Source organism: Paenibacillus sedimenti (assembly GCF_014534655.1).
GTDB classification, from domain to species: domain Bacteria; phylum Bacillota; class Bacilli; order Paenibacillales; family NBRC-103111; genus Paenibacillus_E; species Paenibacillus_E sedimenti.
In genome coordinates this window covers 111,373-130,943 of record NZ_JACVVD010000001.1, presented here as the reverse complement: position 1 = coordinate 130,943, position 19,571 = coordinate 111,373, and the positions used below count along the sequence as shown (strand labels likewise).

The window sequence follows — 19,571 nt, the reverse complement described above, 5'->3', positions numbered from 1 at the left end:
GAATATTATGCCCATCCATCCCTACGGATTGCTCAAATGCAAAGTACACGACCGGCGTCTCGGAACCAACGAAAACCCGCATTACCAGGTGCACACTATCGCAAATAACGAGCACTTCCGCATAGCGATCAATGTCAAGTCACAGTTGCGCCCATCCGAGCTGTTGTACTGTACGATTGAGCATTTTCAGCATGTCATGACGGCTGAATTGCCTGGTATGCCATTTGGTTTTTCACCGCTCGCAAGCAAGCCTGACGGACAAGCACTCGATTATATTCGTAGCAATCTATTCGATCGTCGCAATATGCTACCACTTGCATTCAACATACCGGGAAGAGACAACGATCTGAACGAGAAGCTTGACTTCTACATCAGACGCGCGATGGAAACAGATGATGCCGTTCTGTACGCATTCGGTGAAAGATGGGGTCCTGAACACGGTAAGGCGGACAAAATTTTTGGATTCGAACCCGGAAACGGCATTCACAATATACATATGAATCAAGGCAACAGCGGCACATTTAAGAAAGACGACGGTGTCTACCAGGACGGGGGGTTACTGATTCATTTCCCGTCCGAAGACAGGTGGATCGCCGTATTCCTCGCTTTCCAGTCCCAGTCATGGCACACCGATGATAATTCTGGACACGTAATCACTGGCCCTACGGAGGAACCAGTTCTAGATACCGACGCGGCGCCGTTTCAGGTGGAAGGCGGCGTCATTCGAATCGCTGGGGCAGTCGTTCTGACTGAAGATGGCAGCAGCGAAACGGTCACACTGCTGAATGCTTCAAATCGTTCCGTAGACTTGACAGGGTGGGTCATTGCAAACAAGGCTAAGCAAAAGTACAAGATCCATGGCATCATCAAACCCGGACAGTTTATGTCCATCCTCGTAGCTGAACCTGCATTCTTCCGAGATAAGGGTGATATTATAACTTTACTTGATCGTAGAGGCATAAAAGTCGCCGGGGTCTCATATACGAAGCATCAAGTAAAACCAGGCTGGACGATACTCTTTTGAGTGCAAGCAAATTTCGAAGCCAAACGGCAGCCCTCATTTGTATTGGAAAAACCTAAAAAAGAAAGAGGTACTCCATGAAGAAAAAACTCATTCCTGTAATTCTACTTTCCTCTATCCTCCTCGCCATGCCTCAAGGAAGCGGCGGAACGGTCAGCGCAGAAACGTTGACTGCAGGCAACGTCTCGTTTCTGTACTTCAACGACGGTCATGAAATCAATCCCGTTGTCGATAAACTCGGCACCCGTGGTGGTGTGGCCCGGATTAAAACATTGATCGACAGCGTAAAGGGAGACAAAATCGTCGCGTTCGGGGGTGATCTCGGCGGCGGGACATTGTTTGGAGGTGTATTCAAAGGGTTTCCAATGGTAGAAGCATTCAATCGAATCCCGATCGATCTCGCTAACTTCGGCCAGCATGACTTTGATGCGGGTACGGCCAATACACTTGAGTTGGTAAAAGCGTCTAAGTTCGCTTGGGTCTCATCCAACCTGATCGGCAAAGACGGTAAGCCGTTCGGTAACGTGCCGCAGTACCAGGTATATGAGAAGCAGGGTATCCGCATTGGCGTCATCAGTCTTACTACTGCGATGGAAACAACGATACAGGACGAGAACGTGAAGCAATCCGATGTAATCGAATCCGCCAAAGCAACTGTTGAGAAGTTGAAGAAAGAACAAAAACCAGATTTGATTGTCGCGCTAACCCAAGAGTCTGTTCAAGATGATAAGTTGCTTTTACAAGCGGTACCGGATATCCGCGTTATCTTCACGGAAGAAGAAGCGGAAGAAAAATCGTTCGTATATGATTTCGACGGTTCCGGAAAAAGGTATATTTTCTCGCCCCAAGGCAATATGGGTTCCATTATCCGTTTAAATATCAGTAAAGCAGCAGACGGACAACTAACTCTCACCAATGAGATCCTGAAGGTAGACGAAGCTGTAAAAGAAGACGATCAGCTTGCCGGGTTGGCCAAGGAATACCAGTCCAAACTTGACCAGGAATTGAGCAAGACGATCGCCAATTCGGAGAGTGACTTGATCTACGGGGACAACCATGAGTCCCGATTCAAAGAAACCGCAATTGGCAACTTGATTGCTGATGCTTATCGGGATTACTACAAGACCGACATCGCGGTTGCGAATGGCGGCGGCATCCGCGCTAGCTCCACAAAAGGAAATTTTACACTCAAGGACGCGAAATCGATTCTGCCGTTCGGCAACAAAATCGTAGTGGCAGAAGTGACCGGAGATATGGTGGCTGCAGCACTCGAAACGAGCGTTTCCGCGGTCGATAAGCTCGCGGGCGGTTTTCTTCAGGTATCGTCGGGTACCTCCTATACATATGACACGACCAAGCCGATAGGTCAACGAATCGAGAAGATTACAATAAACGGTCAGCCTCTGAACAAGCAGCAGAACTACAAATTAGCCCTCTCTAACTATATGTACACGGGTGGAGATAAATATACCATGTTCGGCAATGCGAAAACTGTGGTGGGAGCAAACGAAGCCCTGACAGATGTTGAACTTCTTGTGGCATATGCTAAAAAAAGCGGAACCATTCGAGCCAAAGAGGAAGGACGCATCAATGTGAAGGGATTTACGGACATCCCGTCGGACTATTGGGCAGCACAGGATATTTATCGACTGAGCAACAAAGGAATCATCCGCGGTGTGGACGACGCGCGCTTTGCACCAAATCAAATGGTCACACGCGGTGAGGTTATCGACTTCCTTGCTAAAGCTCTTGTACTGGACCAAAAAGCACTAGAAAACGAAGGTGGCTTGAAAGGTCTGGAACCGAAAAATCCGCTTACTCGTGAAGAGATGGTGCTTATGATGAAGTGGATCTATGAAACCAAAACCGGTAAACAACTAGCATCGACGGAAGAGTCGCCTTTTGCAGATGATGCCCAGATTGCAATTGGTGTGAAAGCTGCCGTATCCGGCTTGGCTAAACAAGGCCTGTTAAACGGCAGACCTGGAAATCTTTTTGCCCCTAAGGATACAGCAACAAGAGCCGAAATCGCTCATGTGATTTGGTCACTACTCAGTCTATAACATGAAGAACGAGCTATGTCAAATCATTTTCTGATTTTATATCGATAGCTTCAACCCGTCGCACGAGTAAAGGGCTGCCTCGCGGCAGCCCTTCAAATGTTAACTATCGTTTTCCACTACACCATTTATTTTTTAGCTTTGGCTTTCAGTATAAATTTGAAAGGTCACGCCGAATTTGTCAGTTACATCACCAAAACCTGGGCTAAAAGGGGTTTCTTCAAACGGCATATTTACTTGACCGTCTTGCCGTAAGGCTTCAAAAAATCGTTTTGATTTTTCCATGTTGTTAGTTGAAAGGCAAATGGTTACCTGTTTACCCTTTGGAATAGACGAACCGCTTGGAGCATCCGAAACCATGAGTTCCGTTTCACCAACACGTAACTTTGCGTGTGCCACAAGATTCTTTAAATCATCAGTGAAAGTATTTGGCATTTCCGGCATATCTCCATAAGTAATGATTGTGAGGACTTCGGCACCTATTGCTTGTTCATAAAACTGAATAGCTTCCCTTGCGTTCCCTTCCATATTTAAATAAGGGGTAAGTTTTACTGTCATCATTGATCATCTCCTTTTTTTTTCAAGCATAGCAAATAAATAATGCTTTGATTTCTTTTAGATTGCTATCTTGAATAACCCATAGCCGTTTTTAGAGACTGCTCTTGTAACATTAGAGCAATATGCTCTATACAACTCAGCTACTTGCTTCCATACCCGTATTGGTCGTATTCATCAATGCATCCATAGCAGTGTTAAGATTCGTTGCAGCTTTATTAACATCGGTTTGAGAAACAGCCGTATTTGCCGCTACCTCTCGAGCACTTGTTAAGCCAGCTTGTAATGCACTCCAGCTTTCGGATGTGTAATCGCTCGGATTCAACGTTTCGATTGCTGCAATTAATCCTATTAATACGTTTTTATTCACCTTATATTGAACGATTAATGAAGGTCCGTATTGACCAGGGCTGCTTGTTCCTGAAACATATTCTTTTGTCGCAGGATTACCTTCAGCACTTGGTACAGACAAAAGGAACGTAGCTCTGTTCCCTTTTTCGGCTTTCAAGATTTCTGTCACATTGAGATTCCAGCTCGCATTAATGTTATGCATTGTATACGCATTTTCCGGCTTAATTCCGGCCGATGCAGACTGTCCTGCGAAGAAGGCAGCAATTGCTTGCGAATTTCCGCCAAAATACTCACTTTTCAATTGAGCCCCAAGTGTACCGCTTGCTCCCGGTTCGACCCAGTCATCCCAATCTATATGATGAGCTCTCATAGTGGCCGTTCTACCATTGTATCGATACATTCTTAACGTTACGGATTCAATGTCCGCATCATTGAAATCCGGAACGGTGTTAAATGTAACGATACCATATCTTTTATTTGCTTCGTAATCGGCTCCATTGGAAAGAATAGTAAATTCCGTACTGCCGCCAGGTGCAGTAGTGTTAAATCGCAGCGTAGCGTCCTTTTCAACCTTTATTGTAATCAATCCATCTTCACCAGTATAAATCTTTGCTGTCCTGGCACTTTCCAGTTTGCCCGGAGCTGTTACGGATACATACAGCTTGCCGGAGGTCACACCGATTTGAGGTATGCTAATGGTCGCGTAGGTACTTCCTGTAACGGTTGCATAGGTGCTTCCGGTAACGGTTGTTCCGAGAACAGCAGTACTCAAAGGTGTACTGTATACCTTCACAACACTTCCTGCCGACAGCCCCGACACTTCAATCGTATCCGCAAAACCTGCGGGATTGTTGGTTATCTTGATGTCGGATACTAAAGGCGGTGCCGTTTCAGCAGGAGGATAGACCGTATCGGAGATACGTACCGTTCCATCCAAATAGATAGCCGCAATTTTATAACCCGGTGAATCCTCAAAGCCCGTCTCCTTGTCAGTAAATGACATCACCATCGAATTCGAAACGAGAGTGGTCCATGGCGAGCCTTCCACCAGCTCGGTAGTACCTTCCTTAAATACAAGATCTGTTAAGCTGGTCTCCTTATCATAGGTGCGATACAAACTGAAGCTGACGGCTTGTTTCGGTTTGTTCCAGGAAAGAGAAACGCCATTATTCACTCTTTGAAGATAAGGATAAATGATACCGCGAGCCGTTTCTTCTACGGTTACATCACTGAACTGCGCATTCTTCGCAGTCGTGATTCCCGCATAGACTGCGTAAGGGAATGGGGTGAATAATTTCTTCACCATGATCCAATCCGTGCCGTCCCTAGACACGTAAGCATGAATGAAATGCGAATCGTAGTCGCGTACCAATTTAATATACGGAAAATCGTCCGCATGGAATCCTATGAGCCCGGCATTGAATGGACTCATCTTGAGATCCGTAAATGTATGTCTGGAATCTTTCGTACGGTTCTGCAGTACGAGATTTCCATCTTGATCTGCGCCAAAATAAATATAACGTGCATTGGAATCCAATTTATCACGCATCATAATTCCGCTTGCGGCCCCGTCATATAAATCGATTTTAGTACTTATGAAACTATTCCCTGCTGTCACTTGATTTACATAATGCAAAGAATCATGAATATCTCTTTTATAAATATTATGATCATCGCCATCGCCTAAACCTTTGCCATTAACGGATTGGATAGCAATTGAAGCTCCGTTAACCGTTGCTCTGCCTGCCGAAATATCGCCAATGCGATCGTCACGCCATATCGTTTCGCCAAGCCACGATACCGGTGCCGTTAAATCAAGCTTAGCGCGATAGGAATCATCTCCTGCTCCAATCTGATTCACAGCAGCTACTTTATAGTAATATGCTTTACCATTTTGGGCAGTCGAATCTTTATAATAATTGCCCTTTATTCCGGTTGCAATTACTTCGTATTTACCATTTTCCGATTCCGAACGTTTGACCGTATAGGATTCTGCCCCAGCCGTCGTCTTCCAGGTAATTCCCGCATAACCGTTACCTGCTAATGCATGAACAAAATTAACGGTAAAAGGCTCCGGATCTTTGTGAAAATCGGATGTTAATTTCAACACCATCGAAGATTTTGGCGGTATCGTCACTTTTCCGTTTTTCGCTACCGGAATTTGTTTTCCCGATACCAGATCCAATACGGTAGTCCCTTTATAATCTGCCGGTATCTTCACATCAAAGGATTGTTTATTCCCATACTCGTCACGGGTTGTATTGAAAACCATCAAATACTTCCCGTATCTTGCAGTCAGTAGATCTGGATAACCGGCATAAGGAGTGTCAGACTCAAAATTATCGCGATCCGTTTTACCGACACCGGGTTGATAAGTAACCGGTATAATTTCTCCTGCAAGAGACTGAGGAGCTATACCGCCATTCGTCAGTTGGTCATCGAAAAAATCGATATCGATATTGCCCATTCGCGTATAATAATCTTGATATTGAAATTTGCCGTTGGTCGCGATTTGTACAATATTGTCATAGCGGTCGTTCAACACATGAAGCCTGCCGTTTCCGCTATAGCCTTTATTGCGTTCATTCAGGTGCGCAAAAATACGAAGGTCGCCGTCCCGCATCGAGATGAACATATTATCGATATCCGTCCAAGCAAACTGCTCATAGCTGCTTGGGTTCACGCCCAGTTCGGAAATTTCTTCTTGTGTATAATAATCAAAATCAGTTTGTGGAAGAACAACTCCGGCTCTCAGGCTGTCAAATCGATCATAACCGGCACGAGTTTCGGTAATGTATTTATACGTATCAGCCAACAAATAATCGGTTTTATTTTTTTTGGCTGTTGTGCTGCTGAAATAGTTAAAATACTGATGGTCGGCCAGCTGCTGCTGCGCAAAACCTACTGCTTCTTTGGCATATTCCCAGTAGAGATCCCATTCCGGATCGCTATATTTTTGTTCATTTTGAGCCATATACATTTCCAGTGACGCGTACAACAAGGCTTTTCCTTCATTTACTCTTATTCCGTAACCGGAATTCCCTGGATATGTAGCATTCCGTTCATCAATGACTTGTTCCATTCTCATGATTCTTTTTCCGTCGTCATCCGCACTTGCATAGCGTGTAAATCCTCTGGCATGCAGATTTTTTAATGCCAATTTCAATATTTCGTTATTTAATTGTTCATCTCCGCCGTTAAATAACGTTTTGAAGAAATATTCCGGCAAATAGTTCGTTGACTCGCCATAATTTGCCACATAGCCATTTTCTCTTGTTTGACCGGCTTCCGTAATGCCCGTGTAATGTTTGCCGTATGGCAAGCGTCTGACTACCTCTCCATTTGAATCCAGCTTGCTTTTTGCCAGTCCTTTGGCGACAATTTGCAAATAATCATTCGTAAATCTGGCCGTTTGGTCATGATAGAACAGGGAATGATACAAATCCAGCTCTTCGCCGTTCGGGCCTACCAGCACTTCTTCTCCCAGGAACGGCCTGGTCCCTAGAGATTCAAGCAAAATTTGATGGCTTCGTTCCTTGCCTTCGAAGAATCTAGAGCCAATGATACGTAATCCCTCATGAGCTTCCCAGGCGCCTTCGTAAGTATACATGACCTGATTATAAATATAGGACAGTCGTGAACGGGCAAAATCAAAATTTGCTTTCAGCACTCGTTCCCATGCTTCCCGGCGTGATAATTGACCACCATCCCAGTCAACACCTGCAAGAGAGTATTCACCGGCGACGGCCCCCGTGATAAAGGGTTGATCGAGCAAAGCCTGGAACGCAAAACGCTTCGCCCAATGCGCCATAATATCCGCCCCAGTCGCCCTGATGTCCGCCTCTTGTCACTATTCTTGTGTTTCCATAATAATCCTTGACATGATTGTCAATCACTTTGAAAATACGCTCCAGCGCCGCTTTCTTTAGTTCCGGTGTTTTGGCAGGAGACCAGTCATAATGCAATGCATTCGCATAAAATCTCAGATCGTCTTCATATCGAACGATCGATAGTTTAGCTCCGGCGCTTCTGTCCACCGTGGCTGAGTGATCGTTAAAAAGCTTAATCTGACTTTGCGTATAACCATCGATGATGGCTTGCTTATCCGAGTCCGTTATATCGGCTCTTAAAAGCGAATTTTCATCCTGAAATTTTACGCCTTGTGTTTCTCCATTTACATTCAAGTAGGACTGAGTATGGGTATAAGCGTTATAGTAACCTCTTGATAGCATGTTAACTTTACCGCCAAAGTCCCCGCTGAACGTTCTAACAATGATCTGGACGGTTTCTTGTCCTTGCGTAGCTTCCAGAGGAAGCATGATCGTATTATAGTAAAAACGATTTGGCAGACCTTTGCTTATACCGATATTGATCGCTTCGTAATCGCCATTACGGCGATAACCAATTTGTTCACCATTGATGTAGACAATACTTTTATACGATGAAGCATCATCTCCCCAAAACTTCAACGTGAAATAGTTTTGGGCAACAGGATCGACATTCATGGTAAAAGTCAACTCTCCGCCTTGTATGTCCTCTGGAATACGTGGTAGAGATACCCGCGCAGATTCACCTAAACCGCCGCTTATAACGTTTGTAAAGTCGCCCTCAAAATTGTGTTCTTGTTCTGATTCCGTATTGCCGAAAACAATTTTATCCATATAATAACCCGCTGTTTGATTGGCCTCAGCATAGACCGTACCAGATTGAACTGGTACAGTTACAGGCAGAACCAATGTCACAATAAGACTCACAGCCAAAACGCGTTTTGCATGTTTGGATATCATCCTCAAAAGGCTGAAGATTTCTTTACGTTTACTCTGCATGATAATCCTCCTTATTTTTCTGAAAACATACGAATGCTTTACAAGCATAGTTTAATCCAAATTACAACCCTTAAGTTCTCACCTCCTGTTTATCTCTACTCCTCTCATTCCTTGGTTTTAAGAATACCTCACCCAAAGAATACGCTTACAAGTTTTAACTATAGCATGCATAATTATTTTATTGGATGTATGATTTTTAAGTTATAACTGCTATTTTTTAAGAGATTCATTGGTTTGTTGCGATTACTTATGATATGGTTCGCAAGTCACTGGTTCCTTTCATGCTTTTGAGATAAATTGGAAAAAAGGAGGAGATTCATATGAAGAAAAAGCTAATGTTGGCTGTGGTGGTGGCGATGATGGGAGGGGCTGCGGTGGCGCCTGCGATGTTTGCTTCGGATGGGAAATTTAGAGCTGCAGAAGTGTCGATCGCGGTGGATTTGGATCCGGTCAGCGCAGCGGGGATGAGGATCGAAGGACTTACAGGTGACGAGCAGGGGCGCTTATACACGATCGATTTGGATTCGAGACGGTTGTTTCGCATCATACCCGGAACAGGTGAAGTCGAAGAACTGACGATTCTTCCGAGACCCGCAACTGGCATGGCGTTCGATGAACAAGGAAATCTGTATATGGCAAGCGGTGGAGGAGCCGGCGTAGATGGCGTCATTCTGCGTATCTCGGCAGATACGCTGGCATACGGCCCATTCAAGACCGGACTAGTGGAAACGTTTGTCCAGGATGTCGACGGAGCGAACGGATTGGCATTTGACCGCGAAGGAAATTTGTATGTCAGCGGCGGTGCTACGGGCAATATTTACGTCGTCTCCCCGCAAGGGGAACGAACCGTGTGGGCAAGCGGGATTGCAGCCGAGCGGCCGCAACAGCTCATTACCGTCAACGGATTGGCTTTCGGCCGGGACGGACGGTTGTACATAGCCAATACCAGCTCCGGCGAAATCAATCGCGTTAGGATTGAGAAGGACGGCACCTTTGGAGAAGTCGAGCTGTTCGCCAAGGATCCCCTGCTGTATGGAGCGGACGGTATCGCTTTCGGTCCGGATAGCAACTTATATGTGGCGGCCAACGAGCGCAATGCCATTGTGAAAGTGACCCAAGCAGGCAAAGTCACCGAGATTACGGCAAATAACAATCAAGGACCGCTGGAGTTTCCGGCCAGTCTGCATTTTGTTGGAGAAACCTTATATGCCAGCAACTTTGACATCGCCAGAGGAGCCAATTCGCCTAACCAGCCCGGAATCGGAGCCTCCATCGCCAAGATCGAATTGTTGAAAAAACACGGCGATCAGCAATGAATCTGATGAAACTGCCGATCGTGCCGGCAGCTTCGTCCATTCATTTTTATTTAATTATAGTTCTGCGTTAGTTTAATGGTATAATATACCATAGTTCTAAATTTATCATAGTGAGGCGGTAATTATTATGGAAACAGGTGAAAAAGTAACAATTACGGTAGAAACCACAGTCCATGCACCAGTTGAAAAAGTGTGGGAACATTGGACAGAACCACACCATATTACAAATTGGTCTTTTGCTTCTGATGAATGGCATGCACCAATTGCCGAAAATGATTTAAGGGTTGGCGGAAGATTTTTTACAAGAATGGAAGCAAAAGATGGAAGCTTTGGATTTGATTTTGGAGGCATTTATGATGAAATTAGAATATACGAATTCATTTCTTACACTCTTGGAGATGGAAGAAAAGTTGCGATTTCATTTATTAGCCAAGAAAACGACACTAAGGTAATTGAAGATTTTGAAGCTGAAGCCACCAATTCCATTGAGATGCAACAAGCAGGCTGGCAGGCTTTTCTTGACAATTTCAAAAAATATTGTGAGCTTTCAAAGTAAATTAGGGTAGGAAGAATCTAACATGCCGGTTGAATAATAAATATTGAAGCCTTCCTTTCGGAAGGTTTTTTTATGTTAAAAATATAGCCTTAAATTCATTCATACAGCATAGTTACAACCCCAGCATATTCTGACAAATTTTCTTTGGAAATATCCAATGTCTTAACTTCGGTGGTTCGATGTCCGGAAATCTGAAGAAACTTATCTACCTTTGAAAACATCAAGCCAACAACCGACAATGCCTTTGTTCTATAGTGCATAGGAATTGTAATAGTAGGTTTCAATTGACGCATTACTTGAGTAGCTTCAAGTGCATTAATTGTGAATGTACCTCCTACGGGAATCATGAGAATATCTACTTTTCCAATTTCATTTACTTGTTCTTCTGATAATAGATGCCCTAAATCTCCACAATGACAGATAATTAGACCGTTCATTTGGAAACGATATATAATATTGAGGCCTCTCTTCTCACCATTAACCTTGTCATGGAATGTCTTAAATCCACTAATTCTTACATCATCGCGGATGTATACTTTTGGCTCATTAACAAGCAAGTAATCACCTGTTGCAGCTTGAATTTTATTGTGATCAAAATGATTATGTGTAACGGCAACTATATCTGGTTCAATAATCGGCATACGGTAGCGGATGAAGCGATAGTATGGATCAATGAGAATCCTGGTTCCTCCTTCGGATGTCAGTAAAAAAGTTGAATGTCCAAACCATTTTATTTTCATACTAAAATTCTCCTTACTATGCAATTAATTTAAAATTATTAAAATCAAGCAACTGAACATCTCCCCAGTCACTTTATTTTTTCTTGCTCTATCTGGAGATTTTCGTTAGTTTATACGCAGTACGCTTTCCGATCATCCACAGCAGCCGCTTAGCCGCAGGATCTCTGACCGCTTCATCGCCGGACAACCGATCCTTAATCTGGTAAACCACCCTTCGACATTACTTGGACGCGGTCGGATTCGTTCCGGTCATGAGACGGCCGCTCTTTAACAAATCTCGCTTAAGGTAAGAGAGGACAACTACAAAAACTAGGACCGCAAAGGGAGCCAATGCATCCGCGACGCGGCTTGCGGCAAGATTTGTCACGGTTGCACCGATCAGGATGACAAACATTACGGCGATCGAGGCGACCGCCCATTTCCGACTGCGGTAGCCGGCGATCAGAGACAGCGCCGCCAGAGTCTCAAATACACCGACGGTGTAGATCAAGGCGACCGGCGTACCCAGCTTATCGGTGAACAACTCCCTGATTTGATCCTCGGTTGAAAAGATCTTAGATGCTCCGGCAATTAGAAAATTCAACGCCAATAAACCTTGCAAAATTCGAACTATCCATTTCATCTGGTAAACACTCCTTTAAGCTTTAATTGTTTTTTTTGTTTTTAATATCTCATTTTCCTCTCTGAGACAGTCAGTTTTCCAGTAACCTCATTTGTCGTATAATAGAACTGACCTTTACAAGAATCAGATTACCTATTTTTTAAAAGGCAGTGATTATCCGATGTTCGAGATCCTTCTGTCAGATTTATCCGGCCAGCCTCTCTATCTTCAACTCTATACGCAAATGCGGAACCACATCCGAAGCGGCGTAATTCGGAACGGTACCCGACTGCCTTCCATCCGGTCTCTGCATCAACAGTTGAACATCAGCAAAACTCCCATCGAAACCGCATTCCAAATGCTTTTGTCCGAAGGCTATATTGTCAGCAAGTCACGTTCAGGAATTTTTGCGGTCAACCCGCATGAAAACTGGCCGGCATTCCGGCCATCGATTGATTTGCGTCAACAAGGCGACGTGCAAAACCCGATCCCAAGCCAATCTATAGCCGCGCAGGACATCCGGTTCGACTTCAAGCCTGCCGGCGTGGACAATGAGATGTTCCCCGTCCGCATATGGCGGAAAATGATAAATGAAGCTATCGAGAATCATTCGGCCGACATCAGCAAATACGGCGATACCCAAGGAGAATATACATTACGCGCCGTACTCGCAGATTATTTGAGGAAATCCCGGGGCGTCGTTTGTTCGCCGGAACAAGTTATAATTGGCTCCGGTATTGCGTACAGTATTGGCCTGATTGTTCATCTCCTAAAAGGGATTGGGCGGATCGCCCATGAGGAACCCGGTTATGTACAGGTCAGGGAAGTGTTCGCCCTAAACGGATTCCATATGCTTCCGATCCCCGTCGGAGAGAAAGGGATATCTCTGGAAGCCTTGGAGGCGAGCGGAGCCCAGGCCGTCTATGTAACGCCCTCGCACCAGCTCCCGACCGGGGCGGTCATGCCTTATTCTGAGAGGGAATATTTGCTCGAATGGGCCAGAACCGCTGATGCTTACATCATTGAAGATGATTATGACGGGGAATTTCGGTATTTCGGGAAACCGATTTCCTCGCTGCAGAGCCTTGACCACTACGGCCGGGTGATTTACATGGGTACTTTCTCCAAAGCGTTCACGCCCGCCATCAGGATCAACTACACAATTCTCCCGATTCAACTGGTACAGCGACTGGAGGAACTCCAGCATATCCTTAACGCCCCCTCGCGGGTGGAGCAATGGGCGATGACGTCGTTGATTGAACAAGGTCATTGGTATCGTCATGTCCGGAAAATGCGCAATACGTACCAAAGAAAGCACCAACGTTTGTTGGAACTCATCGAATCCCACTTTTCAAACAAGGCAAAAATTACGGGACACAGCGCCGGGCTTCATATCCGGATGGAGCTGAAGACACATTTGCCTACCGAAGAATTGCTAAAAATGGCCGCGGAGTACGGAGTAAAGGTGTATGATTTTCGGCACTCGTGGATAAATTGGGTTGAGCCGGAATATCCAGAGATTTACCTCGGGTTTGCTGGCATAAGTGAAAGCGCCATGGAAGAAGGAATCCTGTTGTTAAAAAAAGCTTGGGCCAGAGTTTGGTCGTGAGGATATGCTGGTTCTCCAGTTCATAGGTGCAGATATGCGACAGCGTTGTAATGAACACCCTTCGTTAAAACATAGCCGGTTTCTGAACACGACTTCGATATAATAAAAGGCTAAGTGAAACAATCACTTAACCTTTAGCAGTGAATGCACGAACTTACGCCTGAGAGAAGGCGTTCATGTCCATATAAGCAATTTCCCACAGATGCCCATTCAGGTCCTCGAAGCTTCTGACGTACATGAAGCCATGGTCCTTCGGTTCTTGGGTTTGCTTGCCTCCCGCGGACAACGCCTTGTCCGCCAGTTCGTCCACATGGGCCCTGCTGTCTGCGGATAGCGCGATAATCCCTGCAGCAGCGCTGGGGACATCGGCTACCGGCTTGTTGATGAATGTTTGGAAATACGACTCCAAAAGCATCTGAACGAAGGTATTGTCATTGATTACTAGGCAGGCCGCATTTTCGTCGGAAAACTGCGGATTAAACTCGAAACCGATACTGCTGAAAAATTCCTTCGTCTGATTCAGATCTTTCACCGGAAGGTTTACGTAAGTCTGACTTGGTTTGTACGTCATTGTTTGCTCATCCTTCTTTCCAAATATATTCCTTTTACTTCATCACTTTAAAATAAAACAGCCCTTTCAGGAATGGTCAGTTTTGAAACATAATTAAAGACAGATCAGAGCCCGGTTTCAGCGGCTGCTTCCTGCTCAAGCGAATGTTTCTTCTGTATCAGCTTTGCAACCAGAAAGTAGCGTAACAAAAATAACCAGTATTAATTGGAATCGTTTCATTTAAATACTCCTCCCCCCACTGAATAACCCTGTAACACTTTTCCATAACTGGATCATTCAAGCAACCACCTTCCTCTTAGCTCTCATTTTGTAAACTCAATAATCTTGAATGCATATTTGAAACAATGCAATTTGTTATGATATGTCTTTAAACCATTTTCCTGTAGTAAATCATTTAAGCCCGTCAGTTTTTCAATGAGTTCTTCTGCAAAGAGTAGAACATTCTCCCTCGAAAAAATAAACTTTTTGGGAATTTGCCTTATTGAGTAAGCGAGTTAAAAACTCTGCAATAACAAAAACTTCATCCTCATCTTCTTTAACATCACGCTCTTCTGCCGTTAACGTAACGAAGGCAGCCGAACAATAATACCAGCTGCCTTTACTTTATTTTTATTGAGCTCTAGTTCCTCATTAGTTGAGCGATTCTATTAACGTTCGATGACGACCTTCGTCACTCTTTTCTCCGGTCCGACCTCATATCCTGCAAACCAAATCTTAACGCTTTCTCCGACCTTCGCCGGTTTTCTCCAGTCCCGTAACTTTGTCTCTTGCATCGCCAATCCCACTGTCCCTTGCCGTTATTTCGAGGTGCAGACCCGTTCGGCTTATCTCCCAATTCCTCATATGAAGAATGCTCCTTCCCGGCAATAGCATTCAGGCGAACCTCTTCGGCTACAAAACCAAGGACATAATTTTTCAGCATAGACGCGATCCACGGAACCTGGGGGTCAGAAAAGCCTGCCGAGACGAGTAATTGATATAGTTTTTCGATTTGTGTTAACCGCTCATATCCCACGGCAATCGTTTGATTAAACAACTCTACCGCGTTTTTGTGCGCGAGCAGAACCTTTCTGAACTGATCCGCCCATTGATATACCTGCTCTTCCCATGGTAAAGACGTTTCCGGCCAAACCAATTCCCCGCTTATCTTATCTGTGAGTAGCTGCATCAACTGTTCCTTGTCTTTGACATGATAATATAAGGAGGCTGTTTTCACATGCAAGTGATCTGCGATTTTCCTCAATTAATCTAACGTCATTAGATAAAGTGTGAACTTTTAATTTCAAGGGATGATCACTTAACGCTTTAGACAATCAGTGCCCGTTGTTCAAGGAAAGAAGCTTTCAATTTACATAAAAATATAATAATAAGAGGAGAGAATCGAATGAAACTGAACCACTTGAATCTATGTGTAAACAATCTGTCAGAGGCAAGAGAAATTTTTCACAATCTTTTCGACTTTCAATTGTTAGATCAAAAAGGGGATGTCATTGCCGTGATGACTGATAGGAATGGGTTTACTCTGGTTCTGCAGTCAAATCCAAAAGAGGTATGCACGTACCCAAAAGACTTTCATCTAGGGTTTTATGTTGAAACCAAGTCTGATGTGGATCAATTCTACACGAAACTTATAGAAGCCAACATCCCAACGGAGCATGAGCCCAGAATAGTAAGGAATGGTTACACCCTGTACTTCACTGCTCTTGGCGGAATCCTGTTTGAGGTGACCTGCTTTAACCTTTAAGTTGTCCCCTTCTTTATCTGCTCGCTTTATGAAAAAAAATAAAGGGCAGGTTTATTGAATTACCACTTTTCATTAAAAGTAGGCTCCGGAAACTTAATTAGTGCTCTCTCACTCACCAAGCTAGATGTGTTTTAGTTGTGCAAAAAAGAAAAAGGAGCTATTTTAAAATAACTCCTTTATTACGTTATTTCTCATTCAATCTCACTGCTTCTTGAATAAGTGAGGTGAAGGCTTCTGGTTGAACTTCCTCCATCTTTTTTATTCTAATATGTCTCAGTGTTTTTCCTGTACCCTGTAATAACTTATTAACGTCTTTGTCTTGGAGTTCATCACCTTTATGAAAACCAATATTAACATGTTTTTTGGCAGTTTGAAGATAACAAACTAATCCATTATAAGAATAATTAGGCATAGACCATTTAAACTCTTCTTTAAGTTCTGGCGAAGAATTAAGAATGATTTTTCTTAAAGTAACTGTAATGTTTTGAATATCTTTTGGTAAATCCAAAATAAACTGATTAACCTCTTCAATTTCTCTTATCTTATCAACCATTAATTATCTCCTTTTTAAATAATGATCGTTGAATCCTGTCCAAAATATCAAATAGCTCCCAAACCAGAACATCCCGAGAGCGATAGCTGTCCCCCATATGTAATAATTCCAGACGTAGTTAGCACCGCAGTACATAGGCAGTTCCTCGCAGAGTACGGCATGTCCATTCCAAGGAAAGTTACGTCCATACCACGGGTACCCTGTGCCTAATAACGTACCAAGATAGACGAATGCTACCTTCTCTAATAGGAACCCTATCCCTACCGTATGAACAGCCAGGATGAGCGGCCGCCGTCCCACGTAATTGAAAAGCAAAACGCCCATAGGCAGGTAAGGTAGAACTGAGAACATTACACCGTAATAGATCGAGGAAAATTCCCGGGATTGGTCAGCCGGCTCCGTCGAGATCAGGCTATAGCTAGTCCCTGTTACAATAAAAGTTATCAGATAGAATCCGCTGAACAGCCAGCACGACAAGAAGGTAACACTTAGCCACGGATAGCGCTTCTTCAAAAAGATCACCTCGAACATCAGATAACTACTTTCTTTATTATAGAATTCTGTCAGTTAACGTATGGAGGCTACCGATCGTTACGGCAGCCTCGTTCTGGTTCTTTATGGAGCTAACGAGTCCCATTAGAGCTGGCTTTTAAGACAACACCTTTTAGTCGTGAATATTACGGATCATCCAGAAACGCATCTTCTTCAGGTGTCTACCGCATCTTCGAGATGAGCGGAGGCTATCGTACCAATCATTAGGTCCGCTCCCAACTGTCTGCGCTCCCGTGCTTCTGTTACATTCAGTCTATGCCATATCTTTCGCCCCACGTTCGGCACTTAAGCCATTTTCCTGAACCCATGCCCACATAGCCGCAAAAATAGGCTGCAGATTCCACCCGCGCTCAGTTAGCTCATATTCGACGTGCAGGGGCACACCGGGGTACAGCGTGCGCGTAATAATCCCCTTCTCCTCTAGCACCCGCAGTCGATCTGTTAACGTCTTCGGGCTAATCGGGTGTAGCCTTCGCCGCAGCTCTCCAAATCGCTTGGTGCCGACAAACAACTCTAACAGAAGAGGGAGGGTCCACTTACCATCCAAGATTTCAAGCAAAGGATCAATGGCTTCGATACAAGAGCGATCTAACATTGAAGTATCCTCCATAGTTCATTTTATGAAACTATTGCACTTTATTGTAACTACTTTTCAAATATACCACAGTGTTGTAGTCTTATTGAAGAGCCGGAACACAAAATTCTACTTCATATCGATATCAACCCCTGAGTGGTGCGCGCAACCGGGGCGCTCATCGATATTAACAGGATTTTGAATCACATTAATAATCTGAATATTTAGATAACTATTCCGTATGACTTAAACCCTGCTTGAAACAATTGGCAGATTGGAGGCACAAATGCAAAGACCGTTTGAGGTAGATGCATCGGAGTATCCGTTCAAGGATCACTGGATGCCTTATCGCGATGGCATGATTCATTACGTTGACGAGGGGCAGGGGCCAGTCATTCTTCTCCTACACGGAAACCCCACCTGGTCGTATCTTTACCGGAACGTCATCAAGGATTTGAGCGGTGAGTGCCGTCTGATTGCATTGGATTACCCGGGACTCGGAATGTCACGAGCTCCTTCCGATTATGGCTATTCTCCTAAGGAGCATTCTGAGGCTGTCACCGAATTCATCCGGCAACTGGATCTCAAGGACTTCGTACTAGTAGTCCAAGATTGGGGAGGTCCGATCGGATTCAACTACGCCGTAAGACACCATGAGAACCTGCGCGGAATTGTCGTGATGAATACCTGGGCATGGCCGGCTACGCTCCCTGCGATGAAGTTATTCTCGTTTGCCATGGGCGGATGGCCCTTCGGATATTGGCTACAGACAAGGCGAAACTTCTTCGCTAAGAAGATTGTCCCGCATGGGATCTATCATACCGAGAAAATCACGGATACCTTGAGAAAGGCCTACACCGATCCATTCCCAACCCCAAAATCCCGGAAACCGACATGGGTATTCCCAAGGCAGATCCGGAAGGCGCGACTGTGGCTCGCGGAGATCGAGGCGAAATTGCCGGTTCTGTCCAATTTGCCAGCACAGATTCTATGGGGGATGAGGGATAGTGCGGGCTTTCCACCCGAAGAGATGGCTAAATGGCAGGGATATTTGAAATTGAACGAAAGCGAGTCGTTAGACGATGCCTCCCACTACGTGCAGGAAGATCGGCCGGACCGGGTGACCGCATCCATCCGCAGAGTCCTTGAACGGACATCGCCGCAATCAAGAAAGCTAGGTTGAACTATAATCACCGCTTATTTAGGTAACTAATTAAATTATTAATCCAATTTCCATCCACTATTAGGAGGCTATCCAATGAAAACAATTCTATGGGCAACACTAACAGGTAATGGCAACTACGCGCAATCGAGTTCGAATAACCCCCCAAAAAAGGAAGCGCTCGGCGATTTTGCGGCACATGCTCAGGCAGCTGGTAATTTCATTGTCGGAAGACGTACGTTTGAAGGGATGCAGGCGAGCAACGGCGGCGGTACTTTTGCCGGCATGGATATCGTCGTCGTATCGGCGAGCGTGAAAGAAATCCCCGGTGTGACGGTTGTCGGCTCGCCGCGCGAAGCCTTGAGCTACCTGCAGGATAGAGGCTATCAAACCGCCCTCATCTCGGGGGGTGCGGACCTTCATAATGCTTTTCTGGGTCAAGGGCTTGTTGACGAGCTCATATTCAATGTCGCGCCGGTACTGGAAGGGAAGGGACTCAATCTATTGATTGACACGGAGAAATACCAATACAAGGAAGTGGAATTGTTGAACTTCAAATCACTCGGCAGCGGCTTCATTCAATTGCACTATGCGATTGGTCATTAAATCGGTAGCCAGACCGGTAACACTATTATTGAAGGGAATAAGCATTATTTGACGGAAAAACATGAGCAAAAGTAGTATATTTCTAACCGATTAAATACTTTCCGCTCAACTAATGTGGTACGTTAGCTCAATAAAACAGCGTCAGTCTAGGGCTTTATTTTCTCAGTTTATCAA

Annotated in this window: 18 protein-coding genes and 1 pseudogene; 9 read left to right on the top strand and 10 right to left on the bottom strand. The window is 44.7% G+C overall.

Going from position 1 to position 19,571, the window contains the following annotated elements:
* Positions 1-7: 7 nt before the first annotated feature.
* From ICC18_RS33515 to ICC18_RS00460, 3 genes and pseudogenes are all read left to right on the top strand, one after another.
* Positions 8-649: pseudogene (locus ICC18_RS33515) on the top strand (DUF2278 family protein); the annotation flags it as partial.
* A 57-nt stretch (positions 650-706) separates the two neighbouring features.
* Entirely contained in the window at positions 707-1,024 is a 318-nt protein-coding gene (locus tag ICC18_RS33510; RefSeq protein ID WP_312029478.1) for a lamin tail domain-containing protein, read from the top strand.
* A 74-nt stretch (positions 1,025-1,098) separates the two neighbouring features.
* On the top strand, positions 1,099-3,084 hold the full coding sequence (locus tag ICC18_RS00460) for a 5'-nucleotidase C-terminal domain-containing protein (protein ID WP_188172424.1): 1,986 nt from the start codon (positions 1,099-1,101) through the stop codon (positions 3,082-3,084).
* Between the two features lie 132 nt (positions 3,085-3,216).
* Here the strand turns inward: ICC18_RS00460 and ICC18_RS00455 are convergent, their stop codons facing one another.
* The 3 genes from ICC18_RS00455 to ICC18_RS00445 form a co-directional block, all read right to left on the bottom strand.
* A complete protein-coding gene (locus ICC18_RS00455) occupies positions 3,217-3,639 on the bottom strand; it encodes a VOC family protein (protein WP_188173168.1) in 423 nt (140 codons plus the stop codon).
* Between the two features lie 136 nt (positions 3,640-3,775).
* The gene (locus tag ICC18_RS00450) at positions 3,776-7,798 is read right to left on the bottom strand and encodes an FIVAR domain-containing protein (RefSeq protein ID WP_188172423.1); all 4,023 of its coding nucleotides are present in this window, start codon (positions 7,796-7,798) and stop codon (positions 3,776-3,778) included.
* Complete coding sequence (locus tag ICC18_RS00445) at positions 7,722-8,813, bottom strand: hypothetical protein (protein WP_188172422.1); 1,092 nt, start codon at positions 8,811-8,813, stop codon at positions 7,722-7,724. The genes ICC18_RS00450 and ICC18_RS00445 overlap by 77 nt, the downstream gene beginning before the upstream one ends.
* Positions 8,814-9,133: 320 nt before the next feature.
* Between ICC18_RS00445 and ICC18_RS00440 the strand changes: the two genes are divergently transcribed.
* A complete protein-coding gene (locus ICC18_RS00440) occupies positions 9,134-10,129 on the top strand; it encodes an SMP-30/gluconolactonase/LRE family protein (protein ID WP_188172421.1) in 996 nt (331 codons plus the stop codon).
* 127 nt (positions 10,130-10,256) lie between these two features.
* Positions 10,257-10,685: an SRPBCC family protein gene (locus ICC18_RS00435; RefSeq protein ID WP_188172420.1), complete on the top strand. Its 429-nt coding sequence runs from the start codon at positions 10,257-10,259 to the stop codon at positions 10,683-10,685.
* Between the two features lie 95 nt (positions 10,686-10,780).
* On the opposite strand, the gene ICC18_RS00430 is transcribed toward ICC18_RS00435, so the two are convergent.
* Positions 10,781-11,425: an MBL fold metallo-hydrolase gene (locus tag ICC18_RS00430; RefSeq protein WP_188172419.1), complete on the bottom strand. Its 645-nt coding sequence runs from the start codon at positions 11,423-11,425 to the stop codon at positions 10,781-10,783.
* Positions 11,426-11,645: 220 nt separating this feature from the next.
* A complete protein-coding gene (locus ICC18_RS00425) occupies positions 11,646-12,047 on the bottom strand; it encodes a DoxX family protein (protein WP_188172418.1) in 402 nt (133 codons plus the stop codon).
* Positions 12,048-12,207: 160 nt separating this feature from the next.
* Between ICC18_RS00425 and pdxR the strand changes: the two genes are divergently transcribed.
* Positions 12,208-13,635 (top strand): MocR-like pyridoxine biosynthesis transcription factor PdxR, encoded by a 1,428-nt coding sequence (pdxR, locus tag ICC18_RS00420; RefSeq protein ID WP_188172417.1) that lies wholly within the window; start codon positions 12,208-12,210, stop codon positions 13,633-13,635.
* 154 nt (positions 13,636-13,789) lie between these two features.
* On the opposite strand, the gene ICC18_RS00415 is transcribed toward pdxR, so the two are convergent.
* Together ICC18_RS00415 and ICC18_RS00410 are read right to left on the bottom strand one after the other, a co-directional pair.
* Positions 13,790-14,206, bottom strand: a complete 417-nt coding sequence (locus ICC18_RS00415) for a VOC family protein (RefSeq protein ID WP_188172416.1) — start codon at positions 14,204-14,206, stop codon at positions 13,790-13,792.
* A 670-nt stretch (positions 14,207-14,876) separates the two neighbouring features.
* Complete coding sequence (locus ICC18_RS00410; protein WP_188172415.1) at positions 14,877-15,449, bottom strand: TetR/AcrR family transcriptional regulator C-terminal domain-containing protein; 573 nt, start codon at positions 15,447-15,449, stop codon at positions 14,877-14,879.
* Positions 15,450-15,590: 141 nt separating this feature from the next.
* Here ICC18_RS00410 and ICC18_RS00405 point away from each other — a divergent pair, with 141 nt between their 5' ends.
* Positions 15,591-15,950: a VOC family protein gene (locus ICC18_RS00405; protein ID WP_188172414.1), complete on the top strand. Its 360-nt coding sequence runs from the start codon at positions 15,591-15,593 to the stop codon at positions 15,948-15,950.
* 184 nt (positions 15,951-16,134) lie between these two features.
* On the opposite strand, the gene ICC18_RS00400 is transcribed toward ICC18_RS00405, so the two are convergent.
* The 3 genes from ICC18_RS00400 to ICC18_RS00390 all read right to left on the bottom strand — a co-directional run bounded on the left by ICC18_RS00400 (position 16,135) and on the right by ICC18_RS00390 (position 17,650).
* Complete coding sequence (locus ICC18_RS00400) at positions 16,135-16,503, bottom strand: DUF1801 domain-containing protein (protein ID WP_188172413.1); 369 nt, start codon at positions 16,501-16,503, stop codon at positions 16,135-16,137.
* A 3-nt stretch (positions 16,504-16,506) separates the two neighbouring features.
* The gene (locus tag ICC18_RS00395) at positions 16,507-17,016 is read right to left on the bottom strand and encodes a hypothetical protein (RefSeq protein ID WP_188172412.1); all 510 of its coding nucleotides are present in this window, start codon (positions 17,014-17,016) and stop codon (positions 16,507-16,509) included.
* 292 nt (positions 17,017-17,308) lie between these two features.
* Positions 17,309-17,650: a winged helix-turn-helix transcriptional regulator gene (locus tag ICC18_RS00390; protein ID WP_188172411.1), complete on the bottom strand. Its 342-nt coding sequence runs from the start codon at positions 17,648-17,650 to the stop codon at positions 17,309-17,311.
* Positions 17,651-17,915: 265 nt separating this feature from the next.
* Between ICC18_RS00390 and ICC18_RS00385 the strand changes: the two genes are divergently transcribed.
* Both ICC18_RS00385 and ICC18_RS00380 read left to right on the top strand, forming a co-directional pair.
* On the top strand, positions 17,916-18,812 hold the full coding sequence (locus tag ICC18_RS00385) for an alpha/beta fold hydrolase (protein ID WP_188172410.1): 897 nt from the start codon (positions 17,916-17,918) through the stop codon (positions 18,810-18,812).
* Positions 18,813-18,887: 75 nt separating this feature from the next.
* The gene (locus ICC18_RS00380; protein WP_188172409.1) at positions 18,888-19,397 is read left to right on the top strand and encodes a dihydrofolate reductase family protein; all 510 of its coding nucleotides are present in this window, start codon (positions 18,888-18,890) and stop codon (positions 19,395-19,397) included.
* Positions 19,398-19,571 lie beyond the last annotated feature (174 nt).

Excerpts from the sequence above, each read along its gene's own strand:
- ICC18_RS00460 (WP_188172424.1), top strand. The coding sequence starts at position 1,099 with ATGAAGAAAAAACTCATTCCTGTAATTCTACTTTCCTCTATCCTCCTC.
- ICC18_RS00455 (WP_188173168.1), bottom strand. The coding sequence starts at position 3,639 with ATGACAGTAAAACTTACCCCTTATTTAAATATGGAAGGGAACGCAAGG.
- ICC18_RS00450 (WP_188172423.1), bottom strand. The coding sequence starts at position 7,798 with ATGGCGCATTGGGCGAAGCGTTTTGCGTTCCAGGCTTTGCTCGATCAA.
- ICC18_RS00445 (WP_188172422.1), bottom strand. The coding sequence starts at position 8,813 with ATGCAGAGTAAACGTAAAGAAATCTTCAGCCTTTTGAGGATGATATCC.
- ICC18_RS00440 (WP_188172421.1), top strand. The coding sequence starts at position 9,134 with ATGAAGAAAAAGCTAATGTTGGCTGTGGTGGTGGCGATGATGGGAGGG.
- ICC18_RS00435 (WP_188172420.1), top strand. The coding sequence starts at position 10,257 with ATGGAAACAGGTGAAAAAGTAACAATTACGGTAGAAACCACAGTCCAT.
- ICC18_RS00430 (WP_188172419.1), bottom strand. The coding sequence starts at position 11,425 with ATGAAAATAAAATGGTTTGGACATTCAACTTTTTTACTGACATCCGAA.
- ICC18_RS00425 (WP_188172418.1), bottom strand. The coding sequence starts at position 12,047 with ATGAAATGGATAGTTCGAATTTTGCAAGGTTTATTGGCGTTGAATTTT.
- pdxR (WP_188172417.1), top strand. The coding sequence starts at position 12,208 with ATGTTCGAGATCCTTCTGTCAGATTTATCCGGCCAGCCTCTCTATCTT.
- ICC18_RS00415 (WP_188172416.1), bottom strand. The coding sequence starts at position 14,206 with ATGACGTACAAACCAAGTCAGACTTACGTAAACCTTCCGGTGAAAGAT.
- ICC18_RS00405 (WP_188172414.1), top strand. The coding sequence starts at position 15,591 with ATGAAACTGAACCACTTGAATCTATGTGTAAACAATCTGTCAGAGGCA.
- ICC18_RS00400 (WP_188172413.1), bottom strand. The coding sequence starts at position 16,503 with ATGGTTGATAAGATAAGAGAAATTGAAGAGGTTAATCAGTTTATTTTG.
- ICC18_RS00390 (WP_188172411.1), bottom strand. The coding sequence starts at position 17,650 with ATGTTAGATCGCTCTTGTATCGAAGCCATTGATCCTTTGCTTGAAATC.
- ICC18_RS00385 (WP_188172410.1), top strand. The coding sequence starts at position 17,916 with ATGCAAAGACCGTTTGAGGTAGATGCATCGGAGTATCCGTTCAAGGAT.
- ICC18_RS00380 (WP_188172409.1), top strand. The coding sequence starts at position 18,888 with ATGAAAACAATTCTATGGGCAACACTAACAGGTAATGGCAACTACGCG.